Source organism: Lascolabacillus massiliensis, from assembly GCF_001282625.1.
GTDB classification, from domain to species: domain Bacteria; phylum Bacteroidota; class Bacteroidia; order Bacteroidales; family Dysgonomonadaceae; genus Proteiniphilum; species Proteiniphilum massiliensis.
Window position 1 is genome coordinate 1,235,141 of the sequence record NZ_CTEJ01000002.1, and the last position, 22,456, is coordinate 1,257,596.

Below are 22,456 nucleotides of genomic sequence, written 5' to 3' on the forward strand. Positions count from 1 at the left end.
TGATGGTGTAAAATATTACACCATCAATTCTTCTGATTTCACAAAGCTGGATTGTATATAGTCCTCATACTTAACAGGAATTTCATCCATAATTGAGAACAACTCTTCCAGTGTATTTGCCCTAAGCATCGCTATACGAGTGGATTTAAAGTCAGGTATACCTTTGAATAGAGGTGTAGCTGCCAAGTGACGGCGCATATGCAGTATACCTCTCATCTCATCTAACCTGTTTACACTTTCCTGAACATGTTGTTTTAATACATTCAGATACCAGCTGAATGATTTCATAGGCATATGCTCACCTTTTTCAAGGAAGTATTTTATCTCCTCAAAGATCCAGGGAGCTCCTATACTTCCACGACCAATCATTATTGCATCAACACCTGTTTCTTCAAATCGTTGTTTGGTAATTTCAGGTGAAGTAACATCACCATTGCCTATTATTGGAATATGCATCCTTGGATTATTTTTAACCTCGCGGATCAATGACCAGTCGGCATCACCTTTATACATCTGTGAACGGGTGCGACCATGAATTGTTAAAGCCACGATACCACAATCCTGAAGTTGTTCTGCAAGAGGTACAATTATCTTTGAATTATCGTCCCAGCCAAGTCTGGTTTTAACAGACACCGGTTTATTTACTGCTTTTACAACTCTCTCGGTGATCTCTAGCATTATATCCGGAGTACGCATCATCCCTGATCCTGCTCCTTTACCGGCTATCTTTCTTACCGGACAGCCAAAATTGATATCAATAATGTCAGGATCTGCCTCTTCGCATATTTTTGCAGCCTCGACCATAGTATCAGGGTCGCAGCCATAAATTTGTATACCTATAGGCCGCTCCTCTTCACTGAAAAGTATTTTACGTTTGGTTTTTTTTATTTCTCGTATAAGTGCATCGCTTGAAATAAATTCAGTATAAACCATATCAGCTCCAAACTGTCTGCATAACAATCTGAAACCAATATCAGTTACATCTTCCATAGGTGCCAGAAAAACCGGCCTTTCAGGAAATTCTAAATTTCCAATTTTCATGTTTAAGCGATTTGTATAATGATTCTCTTCACGTCTATAAAATGGTTTTCAAAGTAACTTCTCGGACCATTGCTTCTCGTTAAATCCAACAAGTACAAAATCATCACCTACTACAATTGGACGTTTGACTACCATCCCATTCGAAGCAAGTATTTCCAGTAATTCATTGCGAGATGCTGAATTAACCTTCTCTTTTAGATTATTTTCCCTGTAAATAATCCCTGAAGTATTGAAAAATCTGCTGATAGGCAGCCCACTCTTATCTATCCATTCAGAAAGTTCTTCTTTATTGGGATTATTTTCAACTATATGACGGGATTCTACTTCAATGCCATTTTCTTCAAGCCATTTATAAGCTTTGCGACATGTGCCGCATTTGGGGTAATGAATAAATAGTGGTTTCATATTCTGTTGCTATGATTTATTTGCAGCAAAGATAATCAATGAGTTGGAATAAATAAAACTACCTAATTAATTCAATTCTATTACGATATTGTTCATTCGGATAGGTGAAACATAAGATTCTGCGTCTTCAGCAGTGAGAGATATTGTGTGATACTCTTTTTCTTGTAAATTATAACTACTTAAGTTGTTCTCAAAAATAGTCCATTCGTTTAGAGGAGTGATACTGTAAGATAACTCTTTTTCGTAACCGTTATAATATTTTACAATAAGTTGATTTTTTCCCTTGGTTAAAGGAAGCAGCACAATCTCTTCCTGATACTTTAATCGTTTTGGAGACAAGTGAGCAGTTATATATCTGCCATTTAGTATTATATATGCTCCATTGCCTGAGCCTAATCTCACAGCTATGGTTTGATTGCGATCAGACTCTATTTCCTGCAGTAATATGAAACTTTGTCTGGGTGAAATCTTCTCCTGATACTTTTCTCCATATTTATAATCTATAACCTCCTTCCAAACGGTCTTTAGATCTTCTGAGAGTTGACCAACTGAAACAAAATCCAAACCCTCTTCTTCGAGATTTCCAAAAACTCCCTTGCCCGGTTTTCTGTATAGTTTGCCCCACATTACGGAGCCTTTTGGTGTAGTAATAGTTTTCTCTCCAGATGGCTTAAGGGTAACTATTTGACTTTCACCATCTATATTAAGTTTTAAGCTACGCCCAACTTCACTTTCTGTAAAACTTATTTTAGGGATAATACTTTTTCTTCCTGTTTTAAATGCCCAGTCGTAACCTGTCAGGCTCTTGTAGCCAGCATAGTAATTCAAACTTGAATGGCCAAAAACAGGCATACTATTACCAGGGATTAATTTCCCATCATTGACAATTATAGATGGATTAATAGTAAAACCGTCTACAAAGCTTATTTTAATTACAGGGAATTCAGCCTCCGATACAGCTTCAGTATCAATACCTCTATTGTTAATTCCCATGTCCGCATTAATTATCAATTTGTCTCCTTTTTGAGAGAAAAAAAGAGGTTGACCGGTTGACAACAGTTCCGCACTTTTTACTTTACCTTTGAAACCTGACAATTCTATCTTTGAATTGGCCGGCATTTTGCTTATAAAAGCGTAAATTTTATCATTATTATAAGTGATATCACCCCATTCAAAAGGAGTATGAAAAGGACTTGCTTCAGAACCATAAATTGCTTCACTGTTTTTACTTATCCAGTTTCCAACTCCAAGAAGCACATCTCTTTCAAATTCAACAATAGAACCATCGCCACGAGGACCTATATTGAGAAGATAGTTTCCACCTCTGCTTATCACTTTTATCAAACTAGATATTTTCTCTTCTCTCTTTTCTTGTAGATCTCCTCGAACCTGCCATGACCTGTATCCCCAAGTTTCGTTAAAAATTGAAGCTGCAGTTTGCCAGGGTATACCCATTTTATAATCAGGGTACTCATTATCAGCCATCACTGCGAAATCAACATAATCATTACCTAACCTCCCGCTAATCATGCAGTCAGGCTGCAAACGGTTAACCAACTCATACAGACCTTTACTTTGCTCAGGTGTAAGAGATCCCATATCAAACCAAATTTCTGATATATCTCCATAATTGGTCATAATTTCCTCAACCTGTTTCATGTTGAATTCGTAATGCTCATCAGTTAGAGGATCCGCATTGTGACTCGAGATAGGATAAGCGTGCGGATAATGCCAGTCGATCAGCGAATAATAGACCCCAAAGCCTATACCTCCTCTCCGGCAAGCATCGGCAAGTTCCTTCATTAAATCTCTAGAGTATGGTGTAGCATCAACAATATTAAATTCTGTATATCTTGAGTGATACATACAAAAACCATCGTGATGCTTTGAGGTAAAAATTATAGATTTCATCCCTGCTTGTTTAGCAAGGGATACAACACTATCGGGATTCCATTTCAAAGGATTGAATTCATTAGCCGTCTCTCCATACCAGTCACTGAATATTCCCGCGAATGACTGTATCTGTTCGCTATAACCTCGTTCTACTGATTTTCCCTCATAAACGCCTCCATATACAGAATAGAGACCAAAATGAATAAACATTGAAAATTTCTGATCAATCCATTCCTGTGATGGCTTTATTTTCGGAGTAGTGACAGTTTTAGCCTTAACAGTCAGTGTAAATATACTTAAACAGAATAAAATTGTAAACTTCAGTTTTGGACTAATCTTCATTTTCATTTGTCAATTGCACTTATTATAGAATTAATATTAAATGCAAATTTAATTAAAAAGCCTGTACCACCTCGTCTATCATGATATTTACAGAAGTGATACCACTTCCTGCAAGATACCAAACCTCGGGGTTCAGATAATATATTCTATCATTCTTTGCAGCTTTCGTCTCTTTTATCAGCAAGTTCTCAATTTCCTCCTTATTTGTTGTATTATTTTCTACAACTCTGCTTCTGTCAATAATGAAAATAATATCTGGATCTGCTTTTTGAATAAACTCACTGGATACAGGATTACCATGCCTGTGTACACTTAATCCCTCAGCTGCTTCGGCGACTCCAAGGACATCGTGAATGAGACCAAATCGTGAGCCGCTACCATATGCACTGAATCGTCCGCGATTATGCAACAGGATTAAAGCTCTGTCGTCGGAAGCTGTTGTTATTTTCTTTGCTTCTTCAACCTTTTTCCTGATATCACTTTTTGCTTTCTCAACCTCATCCTTTTTATTGAAGATAAGTGCCAGGTTATCAAGATTCTTTTCAAAAACTGCCATAAAGTTATCTGAATCTACAGTTTCTGGATACAAAACAGGTGCAATTGAGGATAGTTGATCATAAAAATCCAGTAGACGCTGACTCATAATAATCAGATCAGGCTGAACTTCATTTATTTTTTCTAGATTGACTTCGGTTAAGCTCCCAACATCTACTACCGATTGATCATCTTTGAATTTACTAAGATGGGCAGGAATAGAGCTTTTTGGTATTGCAACAGGTTTAATACCCATATAATCGAGATTCTCAAGTACAGAGAAATCGAGTGCCACCACCCTTTGAGGGTTACTATTAACTACGGTTGTACCTAATGCATGAGTGATTTCTATTTTCTCTCCATTGGTATTATCATCCGTATCTCCTTTTTGACTGCCTACTGTGCAACCTGTCTGGATTAACCCAATGATTAATAATGAAGTTAATCCGATATAAAATATATTTTTTTTCATACTGTTTAAATATTAATAATAGTTACAGATTCTTTTACTTTCAAACTCACAGATTTTTATGTTAATATCAAAAATATCTCTCAGGACATCTTCTCTGATTATATTCTCTGTAGTGTCGTGATAAATAATTTTACCCTCTTTCAGTGCAACAATGTAATCAGAGTAGTGAGAGGCAAAATTTATATCATGCAATACTATGATTATTGTTTTACCAAGCTCATCTGCAAGCTTACGCATTATTTTCATAGTCTGCACCGAATGCTTCATATCAAGATTATTAAGAGGTTCGTCCAGCAAAATATACTCTGTATCCTGAGCAACAACCATAGCCATGTAGGCTCGCTGTTTCTGACCTCCACTCAGTTCATCAATATATGAATTCTCTATATCCTTAAGATTGAGAAAATCTATGGCCCTGTCAACCATCAGAATATCCTCTTTATTAAGTTTTTCCTGTGAATAAGGAAATCTTCCGAACGAAACAAGCTCACGAACAGTTAGTTTTAGTCTCACATGATTCGACTGCTTTAGTATAGAGAGTCGTTGAGCCAGCACCTTACTTTTGTATTCGGTTACATTCTTTTCATCTACTAAGACTACGCCTCCATCTTGTGACAGTAGACGGCTTATTACAGATAATAAAGTACTCTTGCCTGCACCATTACCTCCAATTAGTGAAGTAATTTTTCCTTTGTTAAATTGCAGACCCACCTTATCGAGTACAACTTTATCACCATATTGTTTTGTGATTTCCTGAACTTCAATCATAATTTTTTAACTCTTAAAAGTAAGTACATAAAATAGAATCCTCCTACAATGTTTATTATTGCACTTATTGGAACAGATAAGTTGAATACCCTTTCCATAATAAACTGCCCTAAAAGCAATGAAATTGCAGATACTAAAAAACAAGCTATAATTATGACACTATGCTTGTAGGTCTTAAACAGCTCATATGTTAAGTTTGTTACCAGCAGCCCTAAAAAAGTAATTGGTCCCACCAAAGCAGTGGAGACAGAAACTAATATTGCAATAAAAACAAGAAAAAACTTTACTACTCTATTATAGTTTAGTCCTAAATTAATAGCCTGATCTCTTCCCAATGCCAGTACATCAAGGTACTTTGACATCCTGAATCCAATAAAAAGAATTATGACCATTATCGTTAATGATGGCCAAAGCAGACCATTGTTTATCTTATTGAATGTAGCAAACATCTTCCCCTGAATTATAAAAAAATCATTTGGGTCAATGAGCAACTGCATGAATGAGCTTAAACTTGAAAAGAGTGTTCCAAGTATTATTCCTACCAGTAAGAGAAGGTAAAGATTATCTTTTCCCTTTTTATAAATCATCAAATAGAGCAAAAAAGAAAAGATTATCATTCCGCTTACTGAAATGGCGAAGTTGCTGAAATGGCTCAGGACTTTAAATGTCTGATCACCATAAACAAATACAATAATAGTCTGAATTAGAAGATATAACGATTCAAAGCCCATTATTGAGGGAGTTAGAATCCTGTTGTTTGTTAGAGTTTGAAAAGTGACTGATGAAAATGCAACACATCCGGCAACTACAATTATTGCAACCACCTTAATTCCCCTGAAACGGATGGCAAACTCCCAACTGTTTCCCATTTTGTAGAACAGAAAAAGCAGTGCACTTCCAATCAGTAATATCAGTGCAATTATAAGGTTTCTTCTTATAACTAACGCCTTTTCCATAATAAAAATAGAAAAATAATTGCACCAAAAATACTGACGGTAACCCCTATCGGTACCTCATACGGATATATTATTATCCTGCCGAAAACATCACAAATCAATAGGAAAATTGCTCCGGTTAATGCTACCAGGGGTAATGTTTTCTTAAGATTATCTCCAAATATTAAACTGACTACATTTGGTATTATCAGCCCTAGAAATGGAATGGCACCTGCAGTGATAACAACTGAACTGACTGTCAGTGAAACACAGAACAGACCAATATTCATTATTGAGTTGTAGTTAAGTCCCAGGTTCTTTGAAAACTCCTCACCCATTCCTATAACAGTAAATTTATTAGCATAAAGATAGGTAATGACAATTGCAGGTAAAGAGAGATAGATCAGCTCATAGCGTCCCTGTAATATACCTGAGAAATCGCCCATCATCCATGCATTAGAGTCTTGAACTATATTCAATCGTACAGCAAGAAATGTGGATATGGAGCCAATAATACCACCGAACATAAGTCCAACTAACGGAACAAATATTACATTCCTATGCTTTATCTTCCGTACTATTGCCAGAAAAACTATACTTGCAAGAAATGTAAACAAAAAGGCTGATAACAGTTTTAATGCCATACCAGCGGCAGAAGTATAAATAAAGAAAATCAGAAGCCCCATTTTTGCAGCTTCCAGTGTACCTGCAGTTGTGGGAGATACAAATTTGTTTTGTGTCATCTGTTGCATTATAACACCGGAAACACTCATTCCAACTCCAGCTAATATTAGTGCAGCAGTTCTTGGAATCCTGCTTATTGAAATCAGAGATATTTTCTCAACATCCCAATTGATTATGTCAGCAACAGTAATATCTGCTACTCCCACGAATAGTGAGAAAACAGCTAATATCAATAATATAATCGTTGGTACAACTACTCTCAAACAATCAACTTATTAATAAGAAACTAAAGACCGATAAGCATGTTTTACCGGTCTCAACTCTATATATTTAAATAACATATTATTGAAACAAAGGTAGTAATCACTGTATTAAGCTTCAATAGCAATAACTAAGTAGAAAAATGTTGTTTTAGCTATGAAACTAATTATAAATAGGCACATTTGTATACTATTGCCGGTTCTGATAAGAAATTCTATTGGACTGAAATAATCCTTTCCACAGCTTCAACTGTTTTTTCAAGACTATTGAAAGCTGTTAAACGGAAATAACCCTGACCTTTTGAGCCAAATCCAACACCTGGAGTACCAACTATATGGCATTTATTTAGGAGGTGATCAAAAAATTCCCAGGAATCAAGGCCATTTGGACATTTCATCCACACATATGGAGAGTTTTCACCACCGAAGACTCTCCATCCTTTATTTATCAATCCTTGACGAATAATGTTGGCATTGTTCATGTAGTAAGCCACCATTTCTTTAACTTCTCTCTGACCTTCTGTAGTATAGATTGCTTCTGCTGCTCGCTGCACAATGTATGGAGTACCATTAAATTTGGTAGACTGCCTGCGGTTCCACAATTTATTTATATTGATCTCTGTTCCATTTGCCAGTTTTGTTTTAAGCGACATGGGAACTACTGTGTAACTACAGCGAAGACCAGTAAACCCTGCATTTTTTGAAAAAGATCGGAATTCTATTGCACACCGTTCGGCATTTTCTATCTCATATATTGATTTAGGCACATTTTCATCCTGAATATAAGCCTCATATGCTGAATCAAAAAGTATTAGGCTGTTGTTCTCCAACGCCCAGTCTACCCACCTTTTTAGCTCAGACTTAGTCATTACAGTTCCAGTTGGATTATTGGGATAACAGAGGTATACAACATCAACATGCTCTTTGGGTAATTGAGGGAGAAAGCCATTATCTTCTTCACATTCCAGTAATAAAATCTTATTAGATTTCCCAATTCTCATTATAGTTGTATCCAGGTACACAGGATATACAGGATCAGTTATAGCAACCACATTCTCTTCTCCTAAAATATCTCCTATATTACCTGTATCACTTTTAGATCCATCACTTATAAACACCTCATCATTTGCAATTTCTATTCCTTTTTGCAGATAATCAATCTCTACGATTTTATCCCTCAAAAAGCTATAACCTTGCTCCGGACCATACCCCCTGAATGTTTCCCTACTTCCCATCTCATCTGCAGAAGTATGAATAGCTTTAATTACTGAAGGGGGCAAGGGCAAGGTTACATCTCCTATACCAAGACGTATCAGATCGGCTCCCGGATTAGTGGTTTTGTATTTTTCCACTTTTTCTGCTATCGTGCTAAAAAGATAGCTCTCTTTAAGAAATAAATAGTTTTCGTTTACTTTAAACATCAGATCTCTCCTTTATATACAAAATGAGCATCACCGGTAAGATAAACTTCTTTTGATGCCTTATCCCATAACACTTCAAGTTGCCCACCTCTCATATTTACTTTTGCTTTGGATTTACATTTTCCTATAATGTTACCTGCCACAACTGCAGCACAAGCACCACTTCCACATGCAAAGGTTTCGCCACTTCCTCTTTCCCAAACTCTCATTTTTATATGTTTTGAATCAACTACTTCAACAAATTCAACATTTGTTCGATCGGGAAATAGATTTAGATGTTCAATCTTTGGTCCGATTTTCTCTATTTCTAAGGATTCAATATTATGTAAAAATATTACCGCATGTGGATTACCCATCGAAACAAATGTAATTCGATATTTCTGCTCATCGAACTGGATCGGATAATCAATCATTTCATTTAGAGCTAACTGAAAATATCCTTTAGCTCCGGCATCTTTTGCTGAAAGAATTGCTTTACCCATATTAACCTGAATCAGTTCTACTTTATTTGTAGAATTATTAATCTTAAGTGATAGATGCTTTATGCCCGACTTTGTACTTAGACTAATCTCATTTTTACTAGTCATACCTCTTTCATACAGATATTTACCTACACAACGTGCGGCATTACCACACATCAAACCTTCACTACCATCAGCATTATACATCAACATTGAGTAATCAGCTTGAACTGAAGGACCTATAAGAACGATTCCATCACTTCCAACACCAAAATGTCTTTCACTCAATCTTATTGATAGCTCACCTGGATTTTCCACCTTCTCTTCAAAAAGATTTATATAAATATAATCATTGCCTGCGGCATGCATTTTTTCGAATCTCATAATAATCCATTTTAAAAAAACACTTGCGTGATCCCACAGAACCAGGCAAGTGTTTTAAGATTATACTCAACAAATGACTATTTAGGTTGACATTTGCTATTTATTTTGCAAATATATATCTTTTTTCTTTTTTTTACGTCATTAGGGTAGATTTTTGTTGTTTTATTTATATGTAACCCACTTCATCATTTCTTGAATTGATGGTTTTTTACCATACATTAAAATACCAACCCTGTATATCTTTGCAGCAAATATCGAAATTAATATGAATGTACCATAAAGCAACACAAGAGACATAAGGACCTCCCAAAATGGAATTCCAAATGGAATCCTTACCATCATAACGATAGGAGAAGTAAATGGTATTAAAGAAGTCCAAAATGCCAAAGGACCATCAGGGTTGCTTACGCTATAGAATCCTGCCAAGAAAGCAAAGACGATAAGGAGAGTTACCGGTGTCATGAATTGACTTGTATCCTCTTCACTGTCAACAGCTGAAGCGAACATTGCAAAAATTGAGGCATACAATACATACCCTCCAATAAAAAACAATATAAAATAAAAGAGTAGCTCCAGCCAGTTTATACTCATTATTGAATTCAGGATTCCTTCAATATTGAAATCATTCATTTCGGAGGATACAGCTACTGCCTGTTCAGGATTTGCAATAAAGAAAGATACTCCAGTAAAAAGAACTGAAGTCATTATACCCCATATTGCTAATTGAGTAAGTCCAACTAATCCTATACCTACAACCTTTCCTATCAACAGATTAACTGGCTTAACAGAAGAAATCATTACTTCGACAACTCTGCTCTTTTTTTCTTCTAGAACAGCCTGCATAACCATATTGCCGTATAGTAGTATAAACATATAGATCAGAATTGTAAACATCATCCCGATTATACTGGCTATCTCAGTTGAAGACTCTTTTACACTACCGTCATCACCCATACGCAGAGTTCTAAGGTTAACTCCTGATGAGTTTTCAAGAATATTACGAACCTGACTAATTGCCTCACTGTCAACATTACTTGAATTTGAGAGCTCATCAAGCCTTTGCTCTGTCAACTTCTCATTTAAGGTTCTCTCTATAAGTGACTGCAATTCCATTGGTGATTGCTTTTCTGATGTAAGTGATACAGCGCGTGGATCTTTGCTTAAATCATTTGTAATTTGCAGGATAGCAAATAAATCCTTACCTAACCTGCTTTCTGAATCCTGTAATTCTGCACTCCCTATAATCTGAAAATCATATTGATCAGTTGACTTCAATAATGGTGCATATATTCCGGTGTTATCAATTACTGCAACATTTTTTATACTCCCGTCATTCAGCGTTGATAGCCAAAATGGAACCAGAGATATTGCCACCATAAGAAATGGCATAAGTACTGTAAGAATTATAAAGGATTTTTTCCTTACTCTTGTAAGATACTCTCGTTGAATTATTAAGCTTAATCTGTTCATAGTTGACTTACTCATAATGTACTAATGTTTTTATCTTTGGTAACAGTCTTTATAAAGACATCATTCATGGTAGGTAGTTCTTCATCATAACTTACCACTTCATAATTGTCGAAAATAAGTTTTGCCAGATCATTATTACTGATTCCGTTTAGTTTTTTTATTCTCAGATCTATAAATTCATGGTATGGCTCTTTCGATAAAAGCTCAAATGATGGGTGCTCCAAATTAAAGTCATCTCCAAATATCCTAAACCTGAATATATTTGGTCTGTGATCTTTACGTATTTTAAATACATTTCCCTGTAGTACCACCTGAGACTTGTTAATAAGAGCAATATTATCACATAACTCTTCTACAGACTCCATATTATGAGTTGATAGAATAATTGTTTTCCCCTCATCTTTCAATCTAAGCATTTCATTTTTAACGATATCTGTATTCACAGGATCAAAACCGCTAAATGGTTCATCAAAAATAAGCAGATCTGGGTCATGAATTACGGTTGAGATAAACTGCACCTTCTGCTGCATTCCTTTAGACAGTTCTTCAACTTTCCTGTTATACCAATCCATAATATCAAATCTCTTGAACCATACCATAAGTTCATGATGAGCTTGTTTTTTAGACATCCCTCGCAACTGTGCAAGATACATAGCCTGTTCGCCAACTTTCATCTTCTTGTAGAGTCCTCTTTCTTCAGGCATATATCCAATGTTGTAAATATCATTCCCAACAGATTGCCGGCCTTCAATCATAACATCACCACTATCAGGCGCTGTTATTCGTGTGATAATACGAATAAGAGTTGTCTTTCCAGCACCATTAGGACCTAATAAACCGAAAACCGTTCCCTTCGGTACACTTATGCTTACCTTATTCAACGCTAAATGATTAGCGTATTGCTTTACTACATCATGTGTTTCTAAGTACATGTCTTTAAATTTAATCTAATCAATATTTCAATACAATTCTCTCACCAAGCTCTTTAGCCAATACTTTCTTTATCTCCTGAAGCTGTTTTAATCTGGTAATGAATGCTGAACAGTTTTCCGGATCGCTTTTCTTGATCTCCTCTTTCAGTTCATTAATTTTGGTCTGTATATAAGCATTTTTGAGCTCAGTAGTTGCCCTGGGAACATGACTATGGAGCATGTTTTGTTCTAATAAACGAGAGTTTTTATCACCCACCTCTTCTCCTAAAATTTTTGAGTGAATTTTACTTAGGTGATACCTGTCACTCAGCAGTTCAGAAGCAAGTTTGCTAACTTTAGGATCAGGATAATTCAGAAAAAAATTACCAGAATCAAAATTTTTTGTATCAATATTACTTACAGCCTCATCAAGCATTAACTGATAAAGTTCGTTTTTAAAATTAATGTTATCGCGTTCAAGGTCAAAATGTACAAACTCTGTTACACCAGGCCCCTCTTCGATTAAAACGTCCTCTTCTATAATTTCGTTTCCCTCTTTTCGTTTACGTTTGTCAAACTTTTGATACAATGGAGTATTTCCATATCTCACTATATATCTAAGTATCTCTTTTTCAAAACGATCATATGGACTCTTTCCCGGTTCTTTAGTTTCTTTATTACTAATGGTTTTATTTATATTTTCACCAATTGTAAACTCGCCTGCTTTGGAAATTTCTTTATCTTTTTGATCTCTTTTTCTCTCCCAAACCCTTTGCCTGATTTTATTTATTTCATTAATCAGTACAAGCTCTTGAATATTTAGTAGCTGAGAACACTCCTGTATATATACCGATCGGGTAATTGTATTAGGTATTAACGCAATACTATTTACAATATTTGAGATCATCCCTGCCCTTTTTACAGGGTCATCTCCAACCTCTTCTATTAATAGTTCCGTTTTAAAACGGATGAAGTCTTTCTCATTGGAGTCTATAAATCTCTTAAAACTCTCTGCATTCTGTTTTTTCGCAAATGAATCGGGATCCTCTCCTTGTGGGAGCATAACAACCTTAACATTCATTCCCTCCTCCAGTAAAAGGTCGATCCCCCTTATAGCAGCATTTATACCCGCAGTATCACCATCATAAATAACAGTTATGTTATTTGAGAAACGGCGAATCATACGAATCTGTCCACTTGTTAAAGCGGTACCTGAAGATGCAACAACATTTTCTATCCCTGCCTGATGCATAGATAAAACATCTGTATACCCCTCTACCAGAAAACATTTATCCTGTTTAATTATTGCATTCTTAGCAAAATAAATACCATAAAGTTCTTTACTCTTTGAATATATTTCACTTTCAGGAGAGTTCACATACTTTCCTGTATTCTCAGCTTTCTTAAGAATACGTCCTCCAAATGCAACAACCTTTCCTGACATTGTATGAACCGGAAAAATTACTCTTCCCCGGAATCTGTCATAAAGTGGCTGATTATTCTCTCCACCGGTGGAGAGACCAGTTTTTAATAGGTAGTCACGTAAATATCCTGCTTTTTGCGCCTCAACAGAAAAAGCATCCCTCTGTTCAAGACTATAACCTAATTGAAATTTATTTATAATGTCATCCCTCAATCCCCGCTCGCGAAAATATGAGAGTCCAATTGCCTTACCCTCAGGATGTGCATGCAATGTTTTCTGAAAATAATCTCTAGCGTATTCATTAAGGATAAACATACTCTCCCGATCGCTTTGAGCCTGTTTTTCCTCGTCAGTAAACTCTTTTTCTACTACCTCTATATTATATTTGCGTGCAAGATATTTTAATGCTTCATAATATGACAACTGTTCATGCTTCATTATGAAGTGAATAGGCGGTCCTCCCTCTCCACAAGCAAAACACTTGCAAATATTTTTAGCTGGAGATACATAAAAAGAGGGGTTTCTGTCTTCATGAAAAGGGCACAATCCAACCAAATTAACACCTCTCCTGCGAAGTGTCACGAAATCAGACACTACATCAACAATTTGTGCAGCGTCTTGTATACGACTTATTGTATTTTGATCAATCATAACCGAGATACGAAATTACTTATTAATATTGTTAAAAAAGTGGTTTTTGAAAATATATTCATACATTTGTAATTGCACAATTTTATTTCAAATACTAAATTTTATTGAGATGGATGTTATAAACTGGTCGAATTTATCATTCGGCTACATGAAAACCGACTACAACATACGCAGTTACTACAAGGAAGGAAAATGGAGTGATCCCGTATCAGAAACATCAGAGTTTATTAATCTTCATATTGCTGCAACTTGTCTGCACTATGGACAGGAAGTATTTGAAGGATTAAAAGCATTCCGAGGTAAAGATGGAAAAATTCGTGTTTTCAGAATGCGCGAGAATGCTTTAAGGTTGCAATCATCCTGCAGAGGTATAATGATGGCTGAGCTACCAGTTGAGCTATTTGAAGAAATGGTGATTCAGGCTGTCAAAAAAAATGCTCGCTTTGTACCACCTTACGAAAGTGGCGCATCACTATATATTCGTCCATTACTAATTGGAACTAGTGCACAGGTAGGAGTAAAGCCTGCAACAGAATACACTTTTATTATATTTGTTACTCCTGTAGGTCCATATTTTAAGGAAGGATTTAAACCTACACCTATGGTAATATTGCGGGAATACGATCGTGCAGCACCACTTGGTACAGGCACTTATAAAGTAGGTGGAAACTATGCTGCGAGCCTGGTTGCCGGGGAAAAAGCGCATGAGCTGGGTTACTCAGCTGTTCTTTACCTGGATGCAAAAGAGAAAAAATATATCGATGAGTGTGGCCCCGCTAACTTCTTTGGAATAAAAGATAATACATACATTACTCCAAAATCAACATCCATTTTACCATCTATAACAAATAAGAGTCTTATGCAGTTAGCTGAGGATATGGGACTGAAAGTTGAAAGACGTCCAATACCTGAAGAGGAGCTCGCAACATTTGAAGAGGCAGGAGCATGTGGAACTGCCGCTGTTATAAGTCCTATTTTACGAATAGATGACCTAAGTGAAAATAAAAGTTATCAATTTAGTAAGGATGGCAAAGCTGGTCCTATTAGCGAAAAGTTATATCAAAAACTTCGTGCTATACAGTATGGTGACGAACCTGACAAATATGGCTGGGTAACTGTAATAGAATAAAATTACAATTTACTCCATGATTTAAAGGGGTGGATCGACAGGAATGAGTTATAATATCTAACATTTCCTGTAACTTCTGCCCCTAACCATTCAGGTCTTTCAAAGTTTTCGTTTTCCTCTTTTAGTTCTACTTCAGCAATCAACAGACCTTCATTCTCCCCATAGAATTCGTCTACCTCAAATATATGATCACCTGCTTTTATAAGATAGCGGGTTTTATCTATTATACCCTCTTCACATAAGTTAAGCATCTCTTCAGCATCAACAACAGGTATTTCATATTCCCATTCATGTCTTGTCAACATACCCTCTGCAAGAGCACTTTTTACTGTGATATAACCCTTTTCACCTTTTACTCTGACGCGAATAACACTTACTCCGGAAAGAGATAAATATCCCTGTTTTATCCTGAAACTCTTATATGCTTGTGATTTAAAATCCCCTTTAATCAGAAATTTCCTCTCAATTTCATATCCCATAACAATGTTTTTTTTCAAAGGTATCACTTATAAATAAAAAAACTATGTTTTTAAGATCTCGTATTCACTACGAAAAAATAAAAACATAGTTAAGGTTTTGGTTGGATTAAATAAAAAATCAATGCGCGTAATTCTATTTTTAATTCAATAATCCTTTACAAAAATAGGAAACCTGCCAAATTAAGCTATCTATTCTTACAGTATCTCACATTTCGTGTATATTTTCCACAACCCAATATAGTACTTTAATAATAGAACTAATTTTTAGCATACATTTTCTTAAAGAAAAATATTATATCTTTGTTAATTATTAAATTAACAAAACATATCATGTCTAAAATTAAACTAGCAACCACTGCTCTCGGATTAGCTGCTATCACATCTATTTATTCACAAGACAAACCGAATGTGGTTTTTATTCTAACCGATGATTTGGGGTATGGTGATCTTAGTTGCTATGGCCAGGATAAGTTTCAGACGCCTAATATTGATAGACTTGCATTAACAGGAACAAGATTCACAAGAAGTTATTCAGGAACAACTGTTAGCGCACCCTCGCGAGCTAGTCTGTTAACCGGATTACACACAGGTAATGCGCCAATCAGAGGCAATAGAGAAATACAACCTGAAGGACAAGCCCCACTCCCTGCAGATACTTATACTTTATTCAAATTATTCAAAGAATCTGGTTATATAACCGGTGTTTTTGGAAAATGGGGATTAGGGTATCCGGGATCTACAGGAGACCCGGTTAACCAGTATGTAGACCATTTTTTTGGATACAATTGTCAGCGATTGGCACACAACTACTATCCGGGTCACCTCTGGGAAAATGATACCAAAGTTTATTTACCTGATAACAACGATGGAGGATTTGGCTCCTATTCTCAAGACTTGATACAAAGTAAAACGCTTGAATTCATTGAACAGCATAAAAATAACCCTTTCTTTTTGTATGTCCCAATTGTTCTGCCACATGCAGAATTAGTAGTGCCTGAAGACACTATAATACAAGAGCTTAGAGGTAAGTTCCCTGAAACTCCATATAAAGGAACAGACTCTGGACCAAATTTCAGAATAGGCGGATATATGTCACAGGATTATCCTCGTGCAACACATGCTGCTATGGTTAAAAGAATAGATATATATGTGGCACAAATTGTGGAAAAACTCAAAGAAGAAGGCCTGTATGAAAATACTCTTATAATATTTACAAGTGACAATGGACCACACCGTGAAGGTGGTGGTGACCCAGACTTCTTCAATAATAACAGTATTTACCGTGGATATAAAAGGGATCTCTATGAAGGTGGTATACGAGTTCCAACAATAATATCTTGGAAAGGAAAAGTTGCCGCAGGAGAAAAAAGCAATTTCCCCTTTGCATTCTGGGATTACCTCCCAACATTTGCAGATATATTAGAAGTTGAATACAAAACAAAAACAGATGGAGTTAGTATCCTTCCTACATTGCTGGGTGTTGAAGACCAGGCAGAGAGAGATTACTTTTACTTCGAATTTCAGGAATCAGGTGGACAACAAGCAGTTATTAAAGGAAACTGGAAACTGATTCATCTGGATATACGTAATGGAGGTAAGTACGAACTCTATAATATTGCTTCAGATCCATCTGAGAATCATAACTTAATTGCATTATTCCCTGAAAAAAGTGAAGAGTTGAAAGAGATAATGAAACGAGCAAGAACAGATAATCCAGACTGGCCTTTATTTTAAATAAAAATGAAAAAATTAATATCAATAATCTCTGCTTCATTTGTTGCAAGTCCTATATTTGCAAACAGTGCTTCTGATAATAAATCTGCTCAGTCTGCATCTATCAATATTAAATCACAGCCAAATATTGTACTTATTTATGCTGATGATATTGGTTATGGAGATCTTTCATCGTATGGTGCTAAACAAGTGAATACACCAAATACAGATACACTTGCAGCTAATGGTATCAGATTCACCAATGCACATTCAGCAGCAGCTACAAGCACTCCTTCAAGATATGGTCTATTTACAGGTGAGTATCCCTGGAGAAGAAGAGGTACTGGCGTTGCCAATGGTGATGCAGCATTAATTATAAATCCAGATAGAGTAACTCTCCCAAAAGTGCTGCAACAGATGGGATACACTACAGGAGCAGTAGGTAAATGGCATCTTGGAATAGGTGATAAGTCTGGAGAACAGGATTGGAACGGGCATGTGACGCCAGGACCTGCCGAGATTGGTTTTGATTACTCATATATAATGGCAGCAACAGGAGATAGAGTCCCATGTGTTTTTATGGAGAATCAGAGAGTGGTCAATCTAAACCCGAATGATCCTATACATGTCAGTTACAAGGAAAACTTTGAAGGAGAACCAACAGGTAAAGATAACCCTGAACTTCTAACAAAACTTCATCCCAGTCACGGTCACAATCAAAGCATTGTGAATGGGATATCACGTATAGGATATATGAAAGGAGGCAGATCAGCACTGTGGGAAGATGAAAATATTGCAGACAGCATTACTGTTCATGCAACCCGTTTTATTGAAAGAAACAGCGATAAACCTTTTTTCCTCTATTTCGGAACAAATGATATTCATGTACCGAGATATCCTCATGAAAGATTCAGAGGAGTCACAGAAATGGGGCATCGTGGAGATGCAATTGTACAATTCGACTGGTCAGTTGGAGAGATCGTGAAAGCTCTTAAAAAAGCAGGAATATTTGAAAATACTCTTATAATCATTACAAGTGATAATGGACCTGTTGTAGATGACGGATATCATGATGGTTCTGTAGAGGGTCTTATGGATCATAAGCCATGGGGACCTTTCAGAGGTGGCAAATACAGTAATTTTGAAGCAGGGACAAGAGTACCATTTATAGTACACTGGCCTGAGAGAGTAAATCCAAATGTATCACCTGCACTAATATCACAAATAGATATGACAGCAACAATGGCTGTTCTTACAGGTTTTGAGAAAACTGACAAAATACCTGATGACAGTCAAAATCAGTTAAATGCCTGGCTTGGAATAGATATCTCAGGTAGAGATTATATAATTAGTTCTGCCGGTTCACTTTCAATTCTGACAAGAGTGTGGAAATATATTGAACCAAGTAGTGGCAGATCTTATAACCCACTTACAAATACAGAACTTGGAAACAGCTCCGATGATCAGTTATACAACATAGTAACAGATCGTAGTGAATATGAAAATGTAGCAGATAAAAATCCCCAAATTGTTGAGGAAATGAAAAAGCTACTAGATTTCGAGAAAAAGAAAGGGATTAATCTGGAATTATAATCTGATTAAAAGAGGTTTTGATAATAAATATCGAATAAATAGCATAATATGATAAATAAGAAGACTCTACTGCTGCTGATTACTTTTATTACAGCAGGACTTTTTGCACAAGGGAAAGATGTGAACATCTGGGAAGATTTCAATATCACTCAGATAAATGCCGAAAAAGCCCATGCCTCGTATATACCATTTAAAAGTCCTGCTTGGGATAATAATAATCTGAAAGACTCACCAAATGTGAAGATATTAAATGGGATATGGAAGTTTCGTTACTTCAATAACCCTGAGTCGGTTCCTTCTGATATACATAAGGAGAGTGTAAATAGTAACTGGGATGATATAACAGTACCATCAAACTGGCAGTTACAGGGCGATGGTAAATATGATCCTCCATACTTTACAAATACAAAATATCCTTTTGAACCCAATCCTCCATTTGTACCCAAGGATTACAATCCTACAGGAGTATATAAAAAGAGCTTCACTATACCTGATAGCTGGAAAAATGATCAGGTATTTATTCACTTCGCAGGTGTACAGTCAGCCATGATTCTATGGATAAATGGAAAAGAGGTTGGATACCATGAAGATGGAATGCTGCCATCCGAATTTAATATCACTAAATACTTGAATAAAGGAGAAAATGAGATTACACTGAAAGTATTGAACTGGTCAAAAGGTAGTTATCTTGAGGATCAGGACTTCTGGCGTTTAAGTGGTATATACAGGGATGTTTATCTGTTTTCTACACCATCAGTCAGGATGCGCGACTTCACAGTTTACTCTGAACTTGTAAATGATTTAAATGATGCTGTACTAAATATTAGTGTTGATGTTGAAAACATCAATGGCAAGTCAGATGAAACATACATAATTCGAACAATTCTAAAAGATAGTAGTAACAAAGTCATAAGTACAATTAAAAGCTCACCATTTAAAGTAAAAAGAGGAGAAGAGGAAAAGATCACAATTACTTGAGAATTGAAAATCCATTGAAATGGAGTGCAGAAACACCAAATCTCTATAAAGTAGGGATAGAGCTTTTAAAGTCAAATGGGGAAAACACACAGGCATTTGTCATAAATACTGGCTTCAGGAAAGTGGAAATAAAAGATGGTCTATTTCTCGTTAATGGAAAAGCAATAAAAATTAAGGGAGTTAACAGGCATGATTTTGACATGTATAATGGAAGAACTGTTTCCCGTGAATCAATGATTGAAGACATTATCCTAATGAAACAACACAACATAAATGCTGTTCGTACGAGTCACTACCCCAACAATACCGAATTCTACACCCTATGCGATGAATATGGCCTATATGTAATGGACGAAGCTAATGTTGAAAGTCACGGATTATGGGAAAAAGGTTACTATGTTGGAGAAAGGGATGAGTGGAAAAAGATGATTGTAGAACGCAACTCCAATATGGTTAAAAGGGATAAAAATCATCCTTCTATAATTTTTTGGTCAATGGGCAACGAATCAGGCTGGGGAGTCAATTTTGATCATGCATATAAGGCTATAAAAGAGGCAGACCCTGAAAAAAGACCAGTACATTTTGAATCCAAAAACCCAGCTTATGCACACACTCTAAACAGATATGATATAATCTCAGACATGTATTCTTCGATGAAACATCTTGAAGATTATTACAACTGGGACTCAGAAAGACCAATAATCATTTGTGAGTATGCTCATACAATGGGAAACAGTCTTGGTAACTTCCGAAAATACTGGAACTTATATAATGAATTTGAAAGATTTCAGGGTGGTTTCACCTGGGACTGGATAGATCAGGCTTTAAGATCGAAAGACAAGAATGGAAGAGAGTACTGGAATATCATTAACTATAGCGATGGTTCAAACACAAACGATGGTTTGTTAAATCCTGACCGTACACCTCAACCCGAAATGGAAGAGTTGAAAAAGGTTTATCAGTATTTTAATGTAAAAGATATCGATATCAACACAGGAATTATTTCCATTTCAAACGAAAATTACTTTTCTGATGCAAGTGATATCTATATGAAGTGGGAGATCATTGAAAACGGAAAGAAAATTGAATCAGGCAGAATTGATGAATTGAATATCAAACCACAAGAGAGTCAACTCATGGAAATAAAATTTAACAGATCTGCAATCACCCAGGGTAATGAATATTTTATGAATTTCAGTTTTCACCTTAAGGAAAACAAGTTATGGGCTGATGCAGAATTTATTGTAGCTAAAGAACAACTTGATTTTGGCCTCTCTCACTTTGTAAAGGAAAGAACAGCTGTTGAAACTATGAGCCACCTTCATATAGATAGTAGAAACAATATTTTAACGCTATCTGGAGATGGTTTTACAGCAACATTTGATAAGAAAAAGGGAGCATTGAGTCAGCTAATCTATAACAATCAGATTGTTTTAACAGAGCCATTACTCCCCTACTTATGGAGAGTGCCAACCGATAATGATGAAGGTGGCGGTAAAAACAGTTATGCAGATCGATGGAGACAAGCTGGCCTGGATAAAATAAAGATTGAACCTCTCAGCATTGAATATTTACAAATTAATAATTATCAGGTTAAAGTTATAGTGAAGAATTCAGTAAAAACCACTACAAATGAGATAATTTACGAAGGTCATTATACAGTTTCGGGTGATGGCAGGATTACAGTTGACAACTGGTTTTCAGTACCGTCAAACATCCCCCCTTTGGCAAGAGTAGGTCTTAGAACAGCATTACCCTCCGATTTTAATGAAATTGAATGGTATGGAAGAGGTCCTCACGAATCATACGATGATCGTAAAGAGTCGGCTTTCATAGGTATTTATAAAGGTAACGTTGAAGAACAACACTTCAGTCACGTAATGCCACAGGAGAATGGCAATAAAACTGATGTGCGCTGGGTTAGAGTAATCTCCGGAAACAATGCTGTGAAGTTTATGGGGCTACCACTCATTAATTTTAATATTCAAAACTACTCAAGCGAGTCACTAAACGATTCAAAACCATCTGGCAACAATCCATCTGATGATCCGGTTCGTGGTGAAAAAACGTGGTTGAATATTGATTTCAAACAATCAGGTGTGGGTGGCGACAATAGCTGGCAACCCAGAACTCACAGGGAATATTTACTTAATAATCCTGACTATTACTATTCGTTCTCGATTAGTAACAGTAAATAATCACCTGTTCCGTAATAAACCGAAAGGATACCCCTACAAACATATTGTAGTTGGTATCCTTTTTACATTCCTAAATACTTCAGTGCTTCATATACAAAAAACGCAGGCCATACCAGTGCTTTTAAGAACCCTAGAACACCCATCCAAAAACCGGTCGCTGTAGAAATATAATAGATTGTTGCACCTATTACTCCTAAACCGTAAACTGCATCACCTGCTGAACCACTCGCTCTGTTTCCCATAATTATTTTAATTAATCTTTAACAAATTGATATGCAAAGATATTAATTAAAGCAAAAAACAGATAGATA

Annotated in this window: 19 protein-coding genes; 5 read left to right on the forward strand and 14 right to left on the reverse strand. The window is 36.0% G+C overall.

The genetic code is table 11. From position 1 onward, the window contains the following. Nucleotides 1-15: 15 nt before the first annotated feature. The 12 genes from dusB to dnaG form a co-directional block, all read right to left on the reverse strand. Nucleotides 16-1,041 (reverse strand): tRNA dihydrouridine synthase DusB, encoded by a 1,026-nt coding sequence (dusB, locus tag BN1354_RS09990; RefSeq protein ID WP_045090604.1) that lies wholly within the window; start codon nucleotides 1,039-1,041, stop codon nucleotides 16-18. Between the two features lie 48 nt (nucleotides 1,042-1,089). Beyond that, on the reverse strand, nucleotides 1,090-1,446 hold the full coding sequence (locus BN1354_RS09995) for an arsenate reductase family protein (protein ID WP_045090603.1): 357 nt from the start codon (nucleotides 1,444-1,446) through the stop codon (nucleotides 1,090-1,092). Between the two features lie 66 nt (nucleotides 1,447-1,512). Continuing rightward, nucleotides 1,513-3,687 carry an alpha-L-fucosidase gene (locus BN1354_RS10000; RefSeq protein ID WP_231623102.1) on the reverse strand — a complete coding sequence of 725 codons (2,175 nt, stop codon included), beginning with the start codon at nucleotides 3,685-3,687 and terminating at the stop codon, nucleotides 1,513-1,515. 46 nt (nucleotides 3,688-3,733) lie between these two features. After that, nucleotides 3,734-4,687, reverse strand: coding sequence for a siderophore ABC transporter substrate-binding protein (locus BN1354_RS10005; protein ID WP_045090602.1), 954 nt, complete (start codon nucleotides 4,685-4,687; stop codon nucleotides 3,734-3,736). Nucleotides 4,688-4,699: 12 nt separating this feature from the next. Then, nucleotides 4,700-5,455 carry an iron ABC transporter ATP-binding protein gene (locus BN1354_RS10010; protein WP_053827009.1) on the reverse strand — a complete coding sequence of 252 codons (756 nt, stop codon included), beginning with the start codon at nucleotides 5,453-5,455 and terminating at the stop codon, nucleotides 4,700-4,702. After that, nucleotides 5,452-6,411 carry an iron chelate uptake ABC transporter family permease subunit gene (locus BN1354_RS10015; RefSeq protein ID WP_082057413.1) on the reverse strand — a complete coding sequence of 320 codons (960 nt, stop codon included), beginning with the start codon at nucleotides 6,409-6,411 and terminating at the stop codon, nucleotides 5,452-5,454. Before BN1354_RS10015 ends, BN1354_RS10010 begins: the two co-directional genes overlap by 4 nt. Beyond that, nucleotides 6,396-7,337 carry an ABC transporter permease gene (locus tag BN1354_RS10020; protein ID WP_045090600.1) on the reverse strand — a complete coding sequence of 314 codons (942 nt, stop codon included), beginning with the start codon at nucleotides 7,335-7,337 and terminating at the stop codon, nucleotides 6,396-6,398. Before BN1354_RS10020 ends, BN1354_RS10015 begins: the two co-directional genes overlap by 16 nt. A gap of 212 nt (nucleotides 7,338-7,549) precedes the next feature. Further along, nucleotides 7,550-8,755 (reverse strand): LL-diaminopimelate aminotransferase, encoded by a 1,206-nt coding sequence (locus BN1354_RS10025; protein ID WP_053827010.1) that lies wholly within the window; start codon nucleotides 8,753-8,755, stop codon nucleotides 7,550-7,552. Beyond that, the gene (gene dapF / locus BN1354_RS10030; RefSeq protein ID WP_045090598.1) at nucleotides 8,755-9,600 is read right to left on the reverse strand and encodes a diaminopimelate epimerase; all 846 of its coding nucleotides are present in this window, start codon (nucleotides 9,598-9,600) and stop codon (nucleotides 8,755-8,757) included. The genes BN1354_RS10025 and dapF overlap by 1 nt, the downstream gene beginning before the upstream one ends. Before the next feature lie 162 nt (nucleotides 9,601-9,762). Next, nucleotides 9,763-11,070 (reverse strand): ABC transporter permease, encoded by a 1,308-nt coding sequence (locus tag BN1354_RS10035; protein WP_053827267.1) that lies wholly within the window; start codon nucleotides 11,068-11,070, stop codon nucleotides 9,763-9,765. 11 nt (nucleotides 11,071-11,081) lie between these two features. Continuing rightward, nucleotides 11,082-12,002: an ABC transporter ATP-binding protein gene (locus BN1354_RS10040; protein ID WP_045090597.1), complete on the reverse strand. Its 921-nt coding sequence runs from the start codon at nucleotides 12,000-12,002 to the stop codon at nucleotides 11,082-11,084. 19 nt (nucleotides 12,003-12,021) lie between these two features. Beyond that, nucleotides 12,022-14,055 carry a DNA primase gene (dnaG, locus tag BN1354_RS10045; protein WP_053827011.1) on the reverse strand — a complete coding sequence of 678 codons (2,034 nt, stop codon included), beginning with the start codon at nucleotides 14,053-14,055 and terminating at the stop codon, nucleotides 12,022-12,024. Nucleotides 14,056-14,164: 109 nt separating this feature from the next. On the opposite strand from dnaG, the gene BN1354_RS10050 reads away from it, so the two are divergent. Continuing rightward, nucleotides 14,165-15,184 carry a branched-chain amino acid aminotransferase gene (locus BN1354_RS10050; RefSeq protein ID WP_053827012.1) on the forward strand — a complete coding sequence of 340 codons (1,020 nt, stop codon included), beginning with the start codon at nucleotides 14,165-14,167 and terminating at the stop codon, nucleotides 15,182-15,184. Between the two features lie 2 nt (nucleotides 15,185-15,186). Here BN1354_RS10050 and BN1354_RS10055 read toward each other — a convergent pair whose 3' ends face one another. After that, on the reverse strand, nucleotides 15,187-15,663 hold the full coding sequence (locus BN1354_RS10055) for a CYTH domain-containing protein (protein WP_045090594.1): 477 nt from the start codon (nucleotides 15,661-15,663) through the stop codon (nucleotides 15,187-15,189). Between the two features lie 330 nt (nucleotides 15,664-15,993). Here BN1354_RS10055 and BN1354_RS10060 point away from each other — a divergent pair, with 330 nt between their 5' ends. From BN1354_RS10060 to BN1354_RS10070, 4 genes are read left to right on the forward strand one after another with little or no spacing between them, the layout of a single operon-like run. Then, on the forward strand, nucleotides 15,994-17,397 hold the full coding sequence (locus BN1354_RS10060; RefSeq protein ID WP_052673243.1) for an arylsulfatase: 1,404 nt from the start codon (nucleotides 15,994-15,996) through the stop codon (nucleotides 17,395-17,397). 6 nt (nucleotides 17,398-17,403) lie between these two features. After that, entirely contained in the window at nucleotides 17,404-18,969 is a 1,566-nt protein-coding gene (locus tag BN1354_RS10065; protein WP_053827013.1) for a sulfatase-like hydrolase/transferase, read from the forward strand. A gap of 48 nt (nucleotides 18,970-19,017) precedes the next feature. Continuing rightward, nucleotides 19,018-19,947: a sugar-binding domain-containing protein gene (locus BN1354_RS12090; protein WP_197272050.1), complete on the forward strand. Its 930-nt coding sequence runs from the start codon at nucleotides 19,018-19,020 to the stop codon at nucleotides 19,945-19,947. Further along, nucleotides 19,944-22,145, forward strand: coding sequence for a glycoside hydrolase family 2 TIM barrel-domain containing protein (locus tag BN1354_RS10070; protein ID WP_197272051.1), 2,202 nt, complete (start codon nucleotides 19,944-19,946; stop codon nucleotides 22,143-22,145). Before BN1354_RS12090 ends, BN1354_RS10070 begins: the two co-directional genes overlap by 4 nt. A 62-nt stretch (nucleotides 22,146-22,207) precedes the next feature. Here BN1354_RS10070 and BN1354_RS10075 read toward each other — a convergent pair whose 3' ends face one another. Continuing rightward, the gene (locus tag BN1354_RS10075; protein ID WP_045090591.1) at nucleotides 22,208-22,387 is read right to left on the reverse strand and encodes a hypothetical protein; all 180 of its coding nucleotides are present in this window, start codon (nucleotides 22,385-22,387) and stop codon (nucleotides 22,208-22,210) included. Nucleotides 22,388-22,456: the final 69 nt, after the last annotated feature.